The organism is Isoptericola halotolerans (genome assembly GCF_003003075.1).
Classification (GTDB): Bacteria; Actinomycetota; Actinomycetes; order Actinomycetales; family Cellulomonadaceae; genus Isoptericola; species Isoptericola halotolerans_A.
In genome coordinates this window covers 227,089-243,120 of record NZ_PVTX01000003.1, presented here as the reverse complement: position 1 = coordinate 243,120, position 16,032 = coordinate 227,089, and the positions used below count along the sequence as shown (strand labels likewise).

Genomic DNA, 16,032 nt, shown 5'->3' with positions numbered 1-16,032 from the left:
GGGTGGCTGGTTGAATCGATTAAACACTAGGGCGCGCACGCAGTGCCGTCAACGCTCAGACGTCGGTGAGCCGGCGCCACTGCCAGGCGACGACAGCGAGGCCGACCGGCACCGCCGCCGCCGCCAGCAACAGCCCGACCGGCCCGACGGCGGACGCGGCGGCCGGACCGCCCATGCCCGTCCACAGCGACGGCACCGCGTACGGGAACCAGGCGCCGCCGCCCACCAGGACCACCATCTGGGTCACCGCCACGACGCCGATCAGCGCGCCCACCGTCGCCAGCGGGCTCCGGGTCGCCGTCGCCACCGCGCCGAAGGGCAGCGCGAGCCCCGCGGCGAGCAGGCCGGCCACCAGGGCCCGGCCCCCCGCGGCCCACGCCTCGGCGCCCAGCCCGGCCGATGGCACGGCGGACGCCGCCACCGCCAGCAGGACCGCCCCTGCCGCGCACGCCGCGGCCCAGCCGAGCAGCACCAGGCAGCGGGCCAGCGCCACCGTCGAGCGCGGCGTCGCGAGCCCGAAGTACGCCCCGGCGCGGCCGTCGGCCAACGGCTGGGCGAACGCCGCCGCCGCGGCGAAGCCGGTCGCGAGGAGGGCCGCGACCGAGAGCACCTGCCCGGCCGCCACCAGCTGGGTGGTCGCCGCGTCGCCCGTCGCGTACGGCGCCAGCTTGGCCGCCCCGGCACCCACGACGGCGCCCGACCGGGCCAGCGCCACCAGGCCCACCGCGGCGACCGGGACCAGGAGGACCAGCAGCGGCGTCGCGATCCGCTGCACCGCCGAACGGCGCCACGCGAGCGTCTCCGCCCGCAGTGCGGTGCCGAGCCCGGTCATGCCACACCCCCGGGCGCGGGTACGTCGGTGTCCGCCTCGAGCACGCGGGCGAAGAACCGTCGTTCCATCTCGGGTCCGGGCGCGAGCTCCCCGACGTCGCGACCGCCGTGCACGACGACGACGCGGTCCGCCACGCGCGCCACCTCGTCCAGGTGGTGGCTGGAGACCAGCACGCCGGCGCCGGCGTCGGCCAGGGAGCGCACCAGCTCGCGCACGAGGACCACGCCCCGCGGGTCCAGGGCGGAGGTCGGTTCGTCGAGCACCAGCGCCGACGGGCCGTGCACCACCGCACAGGCGACCCCGAGGCGCTGGGCGTTGCCGGCGGACAACGTGCGGGCCCGGGCGTGGGCCCACGGCTCGAGGTCCAGGCGCTGCACGACGGCGGAGCCCGCGGTCGCGACGTCCGCTCGCGGGACGCCGTGCAGCAGCGCCGCGGTGCGGACGTTCTCGGTGACCGTGAGGTCCGGCGAGACCAGCGCGGCGCCGACGACGTGGCCGAACCGGCGTGCCGCCGTCGGGCCCAGCGTGGCGGGGTCCGCGCCGAGCACCCGTGCGGTGCCCCCGGCCGGGCGGAGCCGGCCGGTCATGACACGCAGCGCCGTCGTCTTGCCGGCGCCGTTGAGGCCGACCAACGCGACGACCTCCCCGGGGCCGACGGCGACGGACAGGCCGGCAAGCGCCGTCCGGTCGCCGAACCGGTGGCGCAGGTCGTGCAGGGCGAGCACAGTCATGGGGACTCCCCGAGGAGCTCGAGCGCGCGGGTGACGACCGCGCCGAGGTGGCGTCCGCCGTCGGTCGGGTCGGGTCGGTCGGGCAGGTCCGGCATGGCGAGGAGGGCGGCGGTGCAGGCGCCGAGGCATGCCGCGGCGGCGACGGCGGCGTCGAGGCGGGGGACGCCGTCGGCGACGAGGGCGTCGGTGATCGCCCGCTCGGTGTCGGCGGTGGCCGCCGCGACGGCGGCGCGCAAGGCCGGGTGCGCGGCGACGAGCCGGACGCGACGTTCGGCCGTGGCGTCCTCGACCGGCTCGATGGTGCCGAGGGCGGCGAGCAGGCCGCGCCGGACGCGCTCGACGGGACCGAGATCGCGGGGCTGGGCCGCGACGGCGCGGGCGAGCAGCGGGTCGTAGGGGTCGGAGACGAGGACGGAGTCCTTGGTCGGGAAGTGGCGGAAGAACGTCATCTGCGTGACGCCGGCCGCCGCCGCGACCTGGGCGACCGTCGTCGCGTCGTAGCCCTGGCGCTCGAACAGGTCCAGGGCGGCGTCGAGGATGCGTGCCCGGGTGCGCAGGGACCGTGGGGTGAGGGTGGCCACGACACAATGTTAGTCACTAACATTCGTGGTGGCGAGCGGCGGGAGGCCGGGAGGTGTCCGTGTCGGCCCCGGCGTCTATCGTTGCGTGCGTGTCCACCGCTCTGTACCGCCGCTACCGGCCCGAGACCTTCGCCGAGGTGATCGGCCAGGAGCACGTCACCGCGCCGCTCATGCAGGCGCTGCGCAGCGGGCGCGTCAACCACGCCTACCTCTTCTCCGGGCCTCGCGGCTGCGGCAAGACGACGTCGGCACGCATCCTCGCGCGCACGCTCAACTGCGCGCGCAACACCCCCGAGAAGCCGCTCGACACCCCCTGCGGGGAGTGCCCCTCGTGCGTGGAGCTGGCCCGCGGCGGCTCGGGCTCCCTCGACGTCGTCGAGATCGACGCGGCGTCGCACAACGGCGTGGACGACGCCCGCGACCTGCGCGAGCGGGCGACGTTCGCCCCCGCGCGCGACCGGTACAAGATCTTCATCCTCGACGAGGCCCACATGGTCACCCAGCAGGGCTTCAACGCGCTGCTGAAGATCGTCGAGGAGCCCCCGCCGCACATCAAGTTCGTGTTCGCGACGACGGAGCCCGACAAGGTGATCGGCACCATCCGCTCGCGCACCCACCACTACCCGTTCCGGCTCGTGCCGCCGGACGTCCTGGGCCCGTACCTGGACCAGCTGTGCGCCGCCGAGGGCGTCCAGATCGGCGCGGGGGTGGTGCCGCTGGTGACCCGTGCGGGCGGGGGGTCCGTGCGCGACTCGCTGTCTGTCATGGACCAGCTCATCGCCGGCGCGACCGGTGGTTCGGTCGAGTACGACACGGCCGTCGGGCTGCTCGGCTTCACGCACGCGACCCTGCTGGACGACGTCGTGGACGCGCTCGCGGCGCGCGACGGCGCCTCGATCTTCCGCGTGGTCGACCAGATCATCGCGACGGGGCACGAGCCGCGCCGGTTCGTCGAGGACGTCCTGGAGCGGCTGCGGGACCTGGTCGTGATCGCCGTCTCGGGCGACGCGGCCGGCGCCGTGCTGCGGGACCTGCCCTCCGACCAGCTCGAGCGGATGACCGAGCAGGCGTCGCACCTCGGCCTGGCCGAGCTCTCGCGCGCGGCCGACCTGGTCAACTCCGCCCTCACCGAGATGACCGGTGCCACCTCGCCGCGCCTGCACCTCGAGCTGCTCTGCGCCCGGCTGCTGCTGCCCGGCGCCGACGACGGTGCCGACGGCCTCGCCGCGCGCATCGACCGCCTGGAGCGGGGAGCGATCGTCGCCGCGCCCACGGGCGTCCCCGTCGCCGCCGGTGCCGGGCAGGACGTCGGCACGGCAGGTATGTCCGGCGCGGAGCCAGAGCCGGCGGGGGCGTCCGCCGGTGCTGCGCAGGGCGTCGCCACGGCGGGCCTGTCCGGCGCGGCGGCCGCGCGTGCTGCGCTGCAGCAGAGCCGGCGACCCGTGGCCCGGGACACCGGGTCGGCCGCCTCGGCGGCGCCTGCTGCTTCGGCTGCTCCGGCGGCGCCGGCCGAGCCCGCACCGGCACCGGAGTCGGTACCAGCACCGGAGTCGGTACCGGCACCGGAGGCTGCCCCCGCACCGGAGGCCGACGACGCAGCGTCCGCATCGGCCGGCGAGGCGCCGGCCGAGGATGTCGCCGCCGACCCGCCGGCCGAGGACGCCGCCGCCGAGGGAGGCCCGGTGGGCGAACCTTCGGCACCGGATGTCGACGAGCGGGCGGCCGAGCCCGTCGCCGACGAGCCCCCAGCCGACGAGGCGGTCGCTGGGTCGGCCGCCGAGCCGGTCGCGGAGCCGTCCGCCGTGCCGGTTGCCGACGTGCCGGCGCCAGCGCCTGCGCCGCAGGACGAGCCGCCGGCCACGCCCGCGGCCGAGCCGGAGCCCGACACCGCGGCGGTGCACACCCCCGCAGCGGCGGCGGAGCCGTCCCCGGGTACGCCCGAGGTGACGGCCGAGCTCGTCCGCCGTCGGTGGGACGAGGTGGTCGCGAACCTGTCCAGCCCGGTCACCCGCGCCCTGGTGGGCCCCAACGCGCAGGTGGCCTCGCTGTCCGGGGGCGTGCTCCGGATCGCCTTCGACGCCGAGGGCATGGCGCGCACGTTCTCGGCCCAGCCGCGCCACGTCGATGCGGTGGTCGACGCCGTGTTCCAGACCCTCGGGGTGCAGGTCCGCCTCGAGACCACCGTCGGCGCGCCCGGACCTGCCCAGCCGCCGACCCCGCCGCGGCCGAGCGCGTCCGACGAGGAACAGGACGGCGGCTCCCGAGGAGCCGCCGTCGCGCCGGCCGGCTCCCCGCGCGGCGGGGTGTCCGTCGCCGAACGCGTGGACGACCCACCTCGCCGGGAGCTGGCGGCCGACGAACCTCAGTCGGCCCAGTCGGCCCAGAGCGTGCAGTCAGCGGCCGACGCCGCCGACGCCGCCTGGCTCGCCGGGTCGTCGGCGTCGCCCTCGGACGGTGCGTCGGCCGCCACGCCGCCCCCGGCCGCCGGGGCATCTCCCACCGTGGCGCCGCAGCGCCCCGACGTGCCGCCGTCGGCCCCCGCGCAGACGCCGCGCCAGGCGGCCGAGCAGGCCGCGGCAGCCTCCCGGGCGCGGGAGCAGACCGCCCCGCCGCCGTCCGCGGCGAGCGGGTACGACGACGCCTCCGACGACGACCCCGACATCGCGGCGACGGGGCTGGTCGGGGTGCCGCTCGTCGTGAAGGCCCTCGACGGCACGATCCTGGAGGAGGTCGCGGACCAGCCGTGAGGACCATCCACGTCGTGGCCGCGGTGATCGTGCGCGACGGCCGGTTCCTGCTGGTCCGCAAGCGGGGCACCAGCGCCTTCATGCAGGTGGGCGGCAAACCGGAGCCCGGTGAGTCGCCGGTGCAGGCGCTCGTGCGCGAGTGCGCCGAGGAGATCGGCCTCGTCGTCGACCCGGACGCCGCCGTCCCGCTGGGCAGCTTCAGCGCGTCGGCCGCGAACGAGCCGGACCACGTCGTGGTCGCCGACGCGTTCGCCGTCGAGCTCCCGGCCGGGTTCGAGCCCGAGCCTCGCGCCGAGCTGGCCGAGCTCGTCTGGGTGGACCCCGCCGACCCCGTCACCACGCACCCGGTCGCGGCGCTCTCGGTCGACCTGCTCGCGCACGCCCGCACCTGACGCTCGCCGCAGCCGTGCGGCACACTGGGCCCGTGCCGACGACGACACCGACCACAGCCCGACTGCCCCGCGCCACCCCCGAGTCGCAGGGGGTGGACCGCGCCGCGCTGGCGCGGCTCGCCGAGACGCTCGACGGCATCCGTGACGTGCACAGCCTCATGGTGCTGCGCCACGGCGTCGTCGTCGCCGAGGAGTGGTGGCACCCCTACGCCCCCGACGAGCCGCACACGATGTTCTCGGTGTCCAAGTCGTTCACGGCCACCGCCGTGGGCCTCGCCGTCGACGAGGGCCTGCTCCGCACCGACGACCGCGTGATCGACCTGCTGCCCGACGACGCCCCCGCCGACCCGGGCGACAATCTGGCCGCCATGACCGTCCGTGACCTGCTGACGATGACGTCCGGCCACGGCACCGACACGATGAACTTCACCCTGACGAACCTGCACGTCCCCGGGCCGAGCTGGGCGCAGGCGATCCTCGCCGCGCCGGTGACCCACGAGCCGGGGACGCGCTTCGTCTACAACACCGGGGCCACGTACCTCCTCTCGGCGATCCTGCACCGGCTCACCGGCGAGCGGCTGCTCGACTACCTCACGCCGCGCCTGCTCGCCCCGCTGGGGATCGCGGGCGCCACCTGGGAGCAGTGCCCGCAGGGGATCGACGTCGGCGGCTACGGCCTGCGGCTGACCACCGAGGACCTCGCCGTGTTCGGCCAGCTGCTGCTGCAACGGGGCACCTGGCGCGGCGAACAGCTCGTCCCGGCCGCGTGGGTCGACGAGATGACAGCCGCCCAGGTGCCCAACGGCCCCGACCAGAACGCCGACTGGGAGCAGGGCTACGGCTACCAGTTCTGGCGCTGCCGCGGTGGCGCGTACCGTGCCGACGGCGCGTTCGGGCAGTTCTGCGTGGTGTGGCCCGAGCGCGACGCCGTGGCGGTGCTGACGTCCGGCACGACCGCGACCGCCGCCGAGCTCGAGGCGGTCCTCGAGTGCTTGGGCGAGACCGCCGGCAGCGCCTCGGACGGCGCCCCGGCCGACGACTCGCGACCCGACGACGACGGCTCGCCGTACTCGCTGGGCGGCCGCACCGTCGCGCTGCCCCGCGGGACGTCGCACGTGCCGCTCGAGGACTTCGTGCGCGGCTCCACGTTCACGCTCGGCCCGCCCGACGACGCAGCCCCGGCCGCGGCGGACGGTCCGGCGCCGGGATCGCCGTCGGACCATGCGGCGTCGTTCCTGCGGTGGCGCACCGTCGCCGTCGACCGGGACGGCGACGAGATCGTGCTGTCCTGGACCGTCGAGGACGTCGCCGAGCAGCACGTGGTGCGCTGCGGCGTCGGCCGGTGGGTGCTCGGCAGGGCAGAGATCGACGGGGAGGACCTGCCCGTCGCCGGCGCCGCCGCCTGGACCGCCCCGGACGAGCTGACGTGCCGCCTGCTGGGTCGCGGCACGCCGTTCGCCCTCGACGTCCGCCTGACCTTCGGCGGGGACGGCGAGGGGCGCCGGGTCGAGGTGGCCGTCGACCAGAACGTGTCGTTCGGCCCGACGGCGCTGCTCCGCGCCACCGGGATCGGCGCCGCACGCTGAGCCCGCCCGCGCCGTCGGTGCCGGGCGGCGAGGTGCCCGCCTGACAGATGTCATGCCTGTCCGGTGGGAACTTCATCGCCACCGGTGAGACGGGGCACTACCTGCGGCGACGTGGTGGCGGCAGGCTCGAGGCATGACCTACGAACCGATCGTCTCCGTCCGCGGGGCCCGGCGTCGGTACGGCCTGTTCGAGGCCGTGCGAGGCGTCGACCTCGACGTCCGGCGCGGCGAGCTGCTGGCCCTGCTCGGCACCAACGGCGCCGGCAAGACGTCGCTGGTCGAGCTGGTCGAGGGTCTGGCCCCCGCCGACGCCGGCGAGATCCGGGTGCTCGGGCACGACCCGTACCGCGAGCGCGCGCGGATCGTCGGCGGCCTGGGTGTGATGCTCCAGGAGGCCGGCTTCTCCTCCGACCTGACCACCGTCGAGACGATGCGCCTGTGGGCCGGCACTCTTGCCCGCCCACGCCCCGTGGAGGAGGTGCTCGACGACCTGGCGCTCACCTCCCGCGCCGATGTGCGGGTGGGCAGCCTCTCCGGCGGTGAACGACGTCGTCTCGACCTGGCGCTCGCCATCCTCGGCCGCCCGGAGCTGCTGGTGCTCGACGAGCCCACCACCGGTCTGGACCCCGAGAGCCGTCGCGCGGTGTGGCGGCTCGTGCGCGGGCTGCTGGAGGACGGTGTCACCGTCCTGCTGACCACGCACTACCTCGAGGAGGCGGAGGAGCTCGCCGACCGCGTCGCGATCATGCGTGCCGGTCGGGTGGTGCGCGAGGGCACCGTGGCCGAGGCCGTCTCCGCCGAACCGGCACGGATCGAGTTCCTCCCGCACGACGGCCCGGGTGCCGCGCTGACCCTCGCGACGACGGACCTGCCGGTGCTCCCGGGTCTGGTGGCCGCCGACGTCGAGCGGGGCCGGGTTCGGTTGCGGACCACCAGCCTGCAGGAGGACTTGGAGGTCCTGCTGGCCTGGGCCCGCGAGCGCGGCCTGCGGCTGGAGGAGCTCGAGGCGCGGTCGGCCTCCCTCGAGCAGGCCTTCCTGTCCCTGGCGCAGAGCGCCGACGTCGACGAGGAGGTCGCGGCATGACCACCACCAGCACCACCCTGACCGCGGGCGGCCGGACCGCCCGACCCACGGCGTCGCGCACCCGACGGCTGCTGGCCCTCGCGCGTGCCGAGACCCTGCTCCTGGTCCGCAACCGTGCGGCCCTCACCAACGCGCTGCTGCTCCCCGTGGGGTTCGTCGGCCTGTTCGGCCTGCTCGGCGGGGTGGGCGGCGACGGGGCCTCCGGTGCCGACGTCGCGGCGGCGGTGCTCGTCATGCTGCTCGTCGTCGCGCTGATCTTCGTCGTCTACTACAACCTCACCACCGCGTACGTGGCGCGCCGGGAGGACCGGGTGCTCCAGCGGCTCCTCACCGGCTCGACCACCCGCGTCGAGGCGCTGCTCGCACCCGCGCTGCCCGCCGTCGTCGTCACCCTCGCCCAGCTCGTGCTCGGGTACGCGGCGGTGGCCGTGGTGATCGGGCCGCCGGGCATGACCAACCCGGTGCTGCTGCTCGTCGCCGTGCTGGGCGGGGCGGCGGTGCTCGGGGCGCTCGCCGCCGCGACCGCCGGATTCTCCCGGACGGTGGAGTCGGTCCAGCTCACGACGCTGCCGGTCATCGTCCTCGTGCTGCCCTTCGCCGGGATGTTCCCGACCCCGGACGTCGGCCCGCTCAGCACCGTCGCGCGGTTCACGCCGCTGCACCCCGTCTCCGAGCTCGTCCTGCTCGGACTGAACGGGACCGACGCCGCCGGGCGGACGCTGTCGTTCGTCGAGACGTTCGGCGCGGCAGCCCTGCCGACGGCGGTGCTCGTCGGGTGGACGGCCCTCGGGATCCTGGCCGCACGGCGCGGGATGCGTTGGGCGCCGCGACGTTGACCCCCGCGGCACCCGAGACGTGGCAGGCTGACGACGTGACCTCCGAGCCCACCACCGCACCTCGCACGGCGTCGCACCGGCCGGCCGCCTCGCTGGCCGGTGGTGCCCGGGGCGTGGAGATCTACACGCGGATCAGCCTGTACCTGTTCGTGCCGCTGGAGGGGTTCTTCTACCTGTACGCGGTCGTCGCGCTGGCGGAGCACGACCCGCTGCCGTCCGCCGTCGCGCTCGGAGCGCTCGCCGTCGCCGCCCTGGTCCACATCGGGACGGCGTTCGCGACGGTGCACGTCGGCTTCGACCGGCCGCTGGTCGCCGGCGGCAGGCTGCACCCGGTCGTGATCGCCCTGCTCGTCGCGACCGCAGCCGTCGTCGTCCTCGCGCTGGTGGTGCTGCCCGGGGCGCCGGACGACGCCTTGGGCCGCGACGCGCGGGCCCTGACGATCGCGGTCTGCGGCGCCGCGACCTGCGGAGCGTTGGCGACCGGGTTCGCGATGCGGACGCTGGCCGTGGTCGCGCTGTGGGTGCCGGTGGTCGTCCTGGTCACCTGGGTCCTCGACGGGTCGTTCAGCGGCGGCGCGGTCGTGGGTGCCGTGTTCCTCTACGCCCTGGTGCTGTTCTGGACGGGAACCGTACGCATCTCGATGTGGATCGTCGAGGTGGTGCGCGAGCTCGAGGCGTCGCGCGAGGTGGCCGGCCGGCTCGCCGTCGCGGAGGAACGGCTGCGGATCTCCCGCGACATGCACGACGTCGTCGGGCGCGCGCTGTCCGCCGTGGCGGTCAAGAGCGACCTGTCCGCCGCGCTGGCCCGGCGCGGCGACCCCCGTGCCGCCGAGGAGATGGACGAGGTCCGCACCCTCGCGCAGGAGTCGCTGCGCGAGGTGCGCGGCGTCGTCGCCGGGTATCGCTCGACCGACCTGGCCACCGAGCTGGCCGGGGCGCGGTCCGTGCTGCGGGCCGCCGGGATCGCGGTCCGCGTCATCGGTGCGGTGCCGCCGCTGGGCACGCCGCAGCAGGAGGCCCTGGCCTGGGTGGTGCGCGAGGCCGTGACCAACGTGGTGCGGCACTCGCGGGCGACCGAGTGCCGGCTGGAGCTCGACGACGACGGCGCGACGACCGAGCTGCGCATCGTCAACGACGGCGTCGTGTCCGGCGGGTCCGACGCCGCGGGACTCGGTGAGCCCCGTGCGCCCGGCGGGACCGGGCTGGCCGGCCTGCGCGAACGACTGGCCGCCGCGGGCGGCACCCTCGACGTGACGGCCCACGGTGATCGGTTCACCGTGGTGGCGCGCGTCCCGAACGCTCCCGGAGCTGCCGCATGATCCGCATCGTCCTCGCCGACGACGAGACTCTCATCCGCGACGCCGTCGCCCAGCTCCTGGACCTGGAGGACGACCTGGACGTGATCGCCGTGGCGGGTTCCGGGACCGAGGCCGTCGCCGTCGTGCGGCACCTCCGGCCGGACGTCGCGGTGCTCGACCTGCAGATGCCGGGCGCCGACGGGATCGAGGTGGCCGAGGCCGTCCGGACGGAGGTGCCGGACTGCGGCATCGTCATCGTCACGGGGCACGGGCGACCCGGGCACCTCAAGAAGGCGCTCGGGGCCGGGGTGCGCGGGTTCCTGCCCAAGACCGTGTCGGCCACGGTGCTGGCCGCCGCGATCCGGCAGGTCGCGTCCGGCGGACGGTACGTCGACCCGGAGCTGGCGGCGGACGCCATCGCCGCGGGCGACTCGCCGCTCACGGCGCGCGAGGCGGACGTGCTGGAGCTGGCTGCCGACGGCGCACCGGTGGAGGAGATCGCCGACCGCGCCGCGCTCGCGCCCGGCACCGTGCGCAACTACCTGTCCTCCGCCGTGGCGAAGCTCGGAGTGACCAATCGGCACGAGGCGGTCCGGGTGGCGCGCGCCAAGGGCTGGGTCTGATCCCGCGGCTCGGCAGCGTGCGGGCACCAGGGGCTACGCGCGCAGGGCGTCGAGCCAGCGATGCAGCAGTGCGACCGAGTCGGGGACGAAGTCGAGCTCGTCGATCATGGTCGCGAGCCGGCGAGGTGCGACCCATGCTCCCCAGGCGACCTCGTCCGGTTGCCACGTGATGGTGCCGTCGTAGGTGCAGGTGAACAGGAAGGCGTGGTAGCGGGCGCTGACGTCGGCGTAGTCCGACTCGCCCAACGACAGCAAGGGAACCTCGGTGACGCCGAGCTCCTCGGCGACCTCGCGTGCGGCGGAGTCTGCGGGCAGTTCCCCGGCGCGGACCACACCGCCCGCGCAGAAGTCGTAGCGACCGGGGTAGACGTCCTTGCCGTCGGTGCGCCGGTGCACGTAGACGTCGCCCGCCGTGTTCCGCACGACGACGGCTGTCGCCGCGTGCGGGAGGTTCCGGGCTCGCACGCGGTGGCGTGGCGCGACGCCGACCGGACGACCGTCGTCGTACAGCGCGACGAGCTCCGCGCCGGGGTCGTGATCCATGCTGTGCATCCTGTCTGGCGTGCGCATGGCGTGCGAAAGATGCGGCGTTCGGCAGTTTCGGTTCCGTTCGGCAGTTCAAGCTGCCGAACGGAGCGCAAAGTGCCGAACGGGTGGCGCGCGCCAAGGGCTGGGTCTGATCTCGCCCACCCCCTCCTCGCTGTGGGTGCACGACACGCCGCCCAGCCAGGGCGGCAGACGGCGTGTCGTGCACCCACAGCGACGAAGGGCGGGGTGGGGCGGGGGTTGTCGGGTGCGGCCCGTACCCTGAGCGTGTGTACGAAGGAGCGGTCCAGGACCTGATCGACGAGCTCGGCCGCCTACCCGGCGTCGGGCCCAAGAGCGCGCAGCGGATCGCGTTCCACCTGCTGGCCGCGGACGCCGCGGACGTGCGGCGGCTGACCGACGCCCTCACCGAGGTCAAGCTGCGGGTGCAGTTCTGCGAGGTCTGCGGCAACGTCGCCGAGTCCGAGCGTTGCCGCATCTGCGCCGACCCGCGCCGCGGTGACGACATCATCTGCGTGGTGGAGGAGCCCAAGGACGTCGTCGCGATCGAACGCACACGCGAGTTCCGTGGCAGGTACCACGTGCTCGGCGGCGCCATCAACCCGCTGGACAACGTCGGGCCGGACGACCTGCGCATCGCCGAGCTGATGTCACGGCTGGCCGACGGCGCGGTCACCGAGGTCATCATCGCCACCGACCCGAACGTCGAGGGGGAGGCGACGGCCACCTACCTCTCGCGCCTCATCGGCCCCATGGGGCTGACCGTCTCGCGGCTGGCCTCGGGGCTGCCGGTCGGCGGCGACCTCGAGTACGCGGACGAGGTCACCCTGGGTCGCGCGTTCGAGGGCCGGCGCGTCGTCGGCAGCTGAACCGCTGCTGGACCGCCACCGGCCTGCCGACGCGACCGGGCCCGCCCCGCACGGAGGCGGAGCGGGCCCGGCAGCGGACGTGCGGCGACGCGTCAGCGCACCGTGAGATCCGCCGTCGTGCTGGTGGCTCCGTAGACGGAGTCACCCAGGTACTCCACGGTCACCGTGTGCACCCCGTCGGTGAGGCCCGACGTCGGCACCTTGACCTTGGCGGGTCCCTCACCGAGCTCCGTGGTGACGACCTCGTCGCCGAGCGTCACGCGCACGGTGCCGGTCGGGACCGGGTCGCCCTCCGCGCCGGACACCCAGACCATCACCTTGGTGTCCTTGCCGGCCTTGACCTTCGGCGGCGCGAGCTTCGCCCGGACCTCGGCCGGCAGGCCGACGGTGCAGTCCGCGGCGTCGTAGGACGCCTCGACCACCAGCGTCCGCTTGTCGCCGCCGGCCGTCACCTGCACGGTGCCGGCCGCGAGCTCCGCGGCGTCGGCCGCGAACGACTCCGTGACGGAGGCTCCCGGCTCGACGCCCTCGACGGTGCGGGACCCGAGCGGCGTGTCGATGGTGAGGTCCACCGCCACGTCCGTCTCGGTGTTCGACGCGTGCACGTCCAGCACCGCGGACTCCGCCTCGCAACGGACCTCCGCCGTGGCGGTGACGGCCAGGTCACCGAGCGGCTTGACCTGGATGTCCCGGTAGGAGACCGTCTCGCCGCCCCCGTGGTTCTGGATCCCGAGGAACCCGCGGGAGAGGTCCCTCGCCGGGTCCGTGCTGACGAAGTCGTTCACCAGCACCCCGTTGAGGAAGATCCGGATCGTGTCGCCCACGACGCGGATGTCGTAGCTGTTCCACTCCGGCACCGGGTTCAGCGCCTCCTCGACGGCCTCCGGGTCGGCACCCTGGAAGGTGTAGATCGCACCGGTGGTGCGGTCCGCCTCGTCGCTGGCGTCGATCTGGATCTCGTAGCCCTGGTCGACGGCGACCCACGGGTCGTTGCCCGGGTCGGGGAACCCGACGAACACGCCGCCGTTGTCGTCCTTGACCAGCTTCCAGTCGAGCTGGAGGCTGTACGACCCCTCCAGCTCGTCGGTGTGCCAGAGCAGACCCATGCCGCCCTGGGTCTTCAGGGTGCAGTCGTCCTGCCGCCCGAAGGACCCGGCGCCGGCGAGCCGCCAGTCGTCGAACGTCGCGAGCGTGCCGTCGAACAGGGCGGTGTACCCCGCGTCGGGCTCGGTCGCGGTGCACAGGTCGGGCGACTCACCGATCGACAGGACGTCGAGGTTGACGTTGCCGTCGTCACCCTCGTCGAACCGGAGCGTGATCGTGTTGGCGCCCTCGCGCAGGTCGAGGTCACGCGTGACGAAGTCCCACGTCTTCCAGTCGCCCGTGCTCGGCAGCACCCAGGGGTCCACCTCGGTGCCGTTGACGAGCACCGAGATCGACTTGTCGCCCTCGAACGGGTTGGGGCCGTTGGCGTACCGCAGGTTGACGGGCTGCGTGCCGGCCGCGTCGGCCTCCACCGTGAAGCTCACGCCGGCACCGGGGGACTGGATGCCATCCACGAACCCGGAGCCGGAGTACCCGCTGTGCTCGCTGTCGAGCCCGGCGGAACCGAGCAGCACCGACTCCTCGGCCTCGTAGTACCCGCGGTCGGCCGGGGCCACGTACCCGGGCAGGCTGTTGAGGGTGTACCAGGCCTCGGTGTTCCACAGCTCGCGGCCCTCGGCGTCGCTGAACGGGCGCGGCGAGCGCAGGTGCACGACCCGGCCCGGCTTGAGCCCGTCGACGGCGAGGCTGACGGTGGTGCGGTCCTCCGAGACGGTGGCGTCGCTGACGTGCAGCACCTCCTCGTCGATCTTCGGCCCGCCGTACTGCTGGGTGGGCACGTACCGCCACTGGTCCACGCGGTACGCCTGCCCGGCGTCGTCGGCGATCTTCGCGACCGTCTCGTCGGACAGCGGCTGGTTGTACTCGATCTCGAAGCCGCCCTCCTGCACCCGCATCTCGAGCATGTCGAACGACTCCTGGCCGTTCGGCGTCAGCTTCTGCAGGCCGTACCGGAGCTTGTTGGGCTCGCTCCAGTTGCCGGCCTCGCCGATGCCGCCGACGTAGACGGCGCCGTCGGGCCCGATCACGGTGCGGTTGACGCCCGCCTCGAGCCCCGCGGTGTGCCGGAACACGGCGCCCTGGAACTCGCCGTCGACCTTCTCGAGGAACCCGCGCTGCAGGCCGCCGTAGGTGACGTCGCCGAACAGGAGCTGGCCGGCGAACTGACCCTCGGAGAGCTGCACGGGCTCGCTGGGCGAGTTGCCGATCTCGTTCTGCGGGATCCACAGGGCCGGCTGGGTGACGGGCTGGTCGTCGAACGGGCCGTCCGGGTTCGTGTAGTGGTTGAAGAACCGGTCCTGCTCGACGTGCACCAGCTTGGAGCTGGGCAGCCAGGCACCCTGGTTGTCCATGACGAACAGCTCGTTCTCCGGCCCGAACGTCATGCCGTTCGGGGTTCGCAGACCGCCGGCCACGTAGTCGATCTCGCCCGTCTCACGGTCGACCGTGATGCTCGTGCCGCGGTTCTCGGCCAGCTGCGGGTCGGTCGTCGCCCCACCGTTGTTGATGGCCACGGAGAGGTTGACGTAGAAGTGGTCCTCGTCGTGCAGCAGGCCGAACGCGAACTCGTGGAAGTTGCCGCCGAACGGCCACTCCGCGACGGTGGAGCGCTGGTCGTAGAAGCCGTCGCCGTCCGGGTCGGTGAGCTCGGTGAGCGCGTCGCGCTCGGTGACGAAGATCGAGTCGTCGATGACGGCCACACCCATCGGGTTGAACAGGTCGGTGGCGATCTTGGTCGCCGTCACCTCCTCGGCGCTCGTCTCGCCGGTCACCTGGTCGAGCACGAAGAGCTCCCCGGGCTCCGGGTCCTCGACCCAGCCGCCGGGGCTCACGGAGCCGGACGTCGCGACGACGAGGTCGCCGTCGGCGGTCCAGTCCATGCCGGAGACCATGGGCTCGAAGCCCTCGGGGCGCAGGTCGGTGAGGTCGTACCCCGGGTGCACGGCGTCGAGGGGCAGGCCGTCACCGGCGGTGTCCTCGGCACCCTCGCAGTACTTGGTCCCGGGTGCGGTGACGCGGACGACGCCGGCCTCGGTGCTCAGCGCCTCCTGCGGCACCACGGTGAACTCGGAGGCGCCGGGCGGCATCCACTCGAGCCGCAGCACCTGGCCGTAGGCGTCCTCGAAGAACTCGACGAACAGCGGGTGGGCGCCGGCGGTCAGGGTGACCGTGCCGTCCACCGACTCCTCGCCGTGCAGGCCGTCGTTGTCCACGACGACCTCGTCGCCGATCGACAGCCGGGAGCCGTCGTCGCTGGTGAGGCGGAACGTGTACTCGCCGTCCTCGGGGGCGTGGACGTTGCCGACCACGTGGGTGAGGAAGTGGTCCTCGAGGCCGAACTGGCTCGCCTCGGTCCAGTCGATCGTCGGCATGAGCTTGTCGACGTTGGGGGTCTGCCCGTCCTTGAGCCGGCAGAGCTCGTCGATGCCCTGGCGCAGGTCGTACGTGCGCAGGGTGACGCCGGGCTCCTGGGGTGGGAGGTCGGCGGTCCGGAGCTGGGTGGCGGCCGGGGAAGCGGGTTCGACGGCCCCGGCGGGTGCGGTGGCGAGGGCTACGGTGCCGCTCGCCAGGGTGAGTGTGACGAGTCCCGCGAGAGATCTCCTCGCGGGGCCTGACGGCCGTGCTGGCATGTTCTTCCTCCTCGAAGACGGTGCGATCGACCGTCCTCGACCGTAGCCGCACTTATGCTGGCTATCAAGCAAAAGGTGAACATTGGTCTCCCGATCCTGCGCATACGCCGGCGGATCGGGTTCCTGCCTGGCGTCGTGGCGGCGGCGCGGGGGACACTGGCACCACGCGGCCG

At 74.2% G+C, this 16,032-nt stretch carries 13 protein-coding genes; 8 read left to right on the top strand and 5 right to left on the bottom strand.

The genetic code is table 11. The features are described from left to right. Positions 1 to 55: 55 nt before the first annotated feature. The 3 genes from BCL65_RS06585 to BCL65_RS06575 are packed head-to-tail and all read right to left on the bottom strand — an operon-like array spanning position 56 to position 2,144. Positions 56 to 832 carry an ABC transporter permease gene (locus BCL65_RS06585; RefSeq protein ID WP_106266326.1) on the bottom strand — a complete coding sequence of 259 codons (777 nt, stop codon included), beginning with the start codon at positions 830 to 832 and terminating at the stop codon, positions 56 to 58. Then, positions 829 to 1,563: an ABC transporter ATP-binding protein gene (locus BCL65_RS06580; RefSeq protein ID WP_106266324.1), complete on the bottom strand. Its 735-nt coding sequence runs from the start codon at positions 1,561 to 1,563 to the stop codon at positions 829 to 831. Before BCL65_RS06580 ends, BCL65_RS06585 begins: the two co-directional genes overlap by 4 nt. Beyond that, positions 1,560 to 2,144, bottom strand: a complete 585-nt coding sequence (locus BCL65_RS06575) for a TetR/AcrR family transcriptional regulator (RefSeq protein ID WP_106266322.1) — start codon at positions 2,142 to 2,144, stop codon at positions 1,560 to 1,562. The genes BCL65_RS06580 and BCL65_RS06575 overlap by 4 nt, the downstream gene beginning before the upstream one ends. Before the next feature lie 89 nt (positions 2,145 to 2,233). Here BCL65_RS06575 and BCL65_RS06570 point away from each other — a divergent pair, with 89 nt between their 5' ends. The 7 genes from BCL65_RS06570 to BCL65_RS06540 all read left to right on the top strand — a co-directional run bounded on the left by BCL65_RS06570 (position 2,234) and on the right by BCL65_RS06540 (position 10,710). Further along, positions 2,234 to 4,891 (top strand): DNA polymerase III subunit gamma and tau, encoded by a 2,658-nt coding sequence (locus BCL65_RS06570; RefSeq protein ID WP_106266320.1) that lies wholly within the window; start codon positions 2,234 to 2,236, stop codon positions 4,889 to 4,891. Further along, positions 4,888 to 5,283, top strand: a complete 396-nt coding sequence (locus BCL65_RS06565) for an NUDIX hydrolase (protein WP_106266318.1) — start codon at positions 4,888 to 4,890, stop codon at positions 5,281 to 5,283. The genes BCL65_RS06570 and BCL65_RS06565 overlap by 4 nt, the downstream gene beginning before the upstream one ends. 32 nt (positions 5,284 to 5,315) lie before the next feature. After that, positions 5,316 to 6,869, top strand: coding sequence for a serine hydrolase domain-containing protein (locus tag BCL65_RS06560; RefSeq protein ID WP_243400840.1), 1,554 nt, complete (start codon positions 5,316 to 5,318; stop codon positions 6,867 to 6,869). 133 nt (positions 6,870 to 7,002) lie between these two features. Beyond that, positions 7,003 to 7,953 (top strand): ABC transporter ATP-binding protein, encoded by a 951-nt coding sequence (locus BCL65_RS06555; protein ID WP_106266314.1) that lies wholly within the window; start codon positions 7,003 to 7,005, stop codon positions 7,951 to 7,953. After that, the gene (locus tag BCL65_RS06550; protein ID WP_106266312.1) at positions 7,950 to 8,789 is read left to right on the top strand and encodes an ABC transporter permease; all 840 of its coding nucleotides are present in this window, start codon (positions 7,950 to 7,952) and stop codon (positions 8,787 to 8,789) included. The genes BCL65_RS06555 and BCL65_RS06550 overlap by 4 nt, the downstream gene beginning before the upstream one ends. 35 nt (positions 8,790 to 8,824) lie before the next feature. Further along, the gene (locus BCL65_RS06545) at positions 8,825 to 10,108 is read left to right on the top strand and encodes a sensor histidine kinase (protein ID WP_125206500.1); all 1,284 of its coding nucleotides are present in this window, start codon (positions 8,825 to 8,827) and stop codon (positions 10,106 to 10,108) included. After that, complete coding sequence (locus BCL65_RS06540; protein ID WP_106266308.1) at positions 10,105 to 10,710, top strand: response regulator transcription factor; 606 nt, start codon at positions 10,105 to 10,107, stop codon at positions 10,708 to 10,710. The genes BCL65_RS06545 and BCL65_RS06540 overlap by 4 nt, the downstream gene beginning before the upstream one ends. A 33-nt stretch (positions 10,711 to 10,743) precedes the next feature. On the opposite strand, the gene BCL65_RS06535 is transcribed toward BCL65_RS06540, so the two are convergent. Then, on the bottom strand, positions 10,744 to 11,253 hold the full coding sequence (locus tag BCL65_RS06535) for an NUDIX hydrolase (RefSeq protein WP_106266306.1): 510 nt from the start codon (positions 11,251 to 11,253) through the stop codon (positions 10,744 to 10,746). 272 nt (positions 11,254 to 11,525) lie between these two features. Here BCL65_RS06535 and recR point away from each other — a divergent pair, with 272 nt between their 5' ends. After that, complete coding sequence (gene recR, locus BCL65_RS06530; RefSeq protein WP_106266304.1) at positions 11,526 to 12,125, top strand: recombination mediator RecR; 600 nt, start codon at positions 11,526 to 11,528, stop codon at positions 12,123 to 12,125. A gap of 92 nt (positions 12,126 to 12,217) precedes the next feature. Here recR and BCL65_RS06525 read toward each other — a convergent pair whose 3' ends face one another. After that, complete coding sequence (locus tag BCL65_RS06525) at positions 12,218 to 15,859, bottom strand: family 16 glycoside hydrolase (RefSeq protein WP_106266302.1); 3,642 nt, start codon at positions 15,857 to 15,859, stop codon at positions 12,218 to 12,220. Between the last annotated feature and the right edge of the window lie 173 nt (positions 15,860 to 16,032).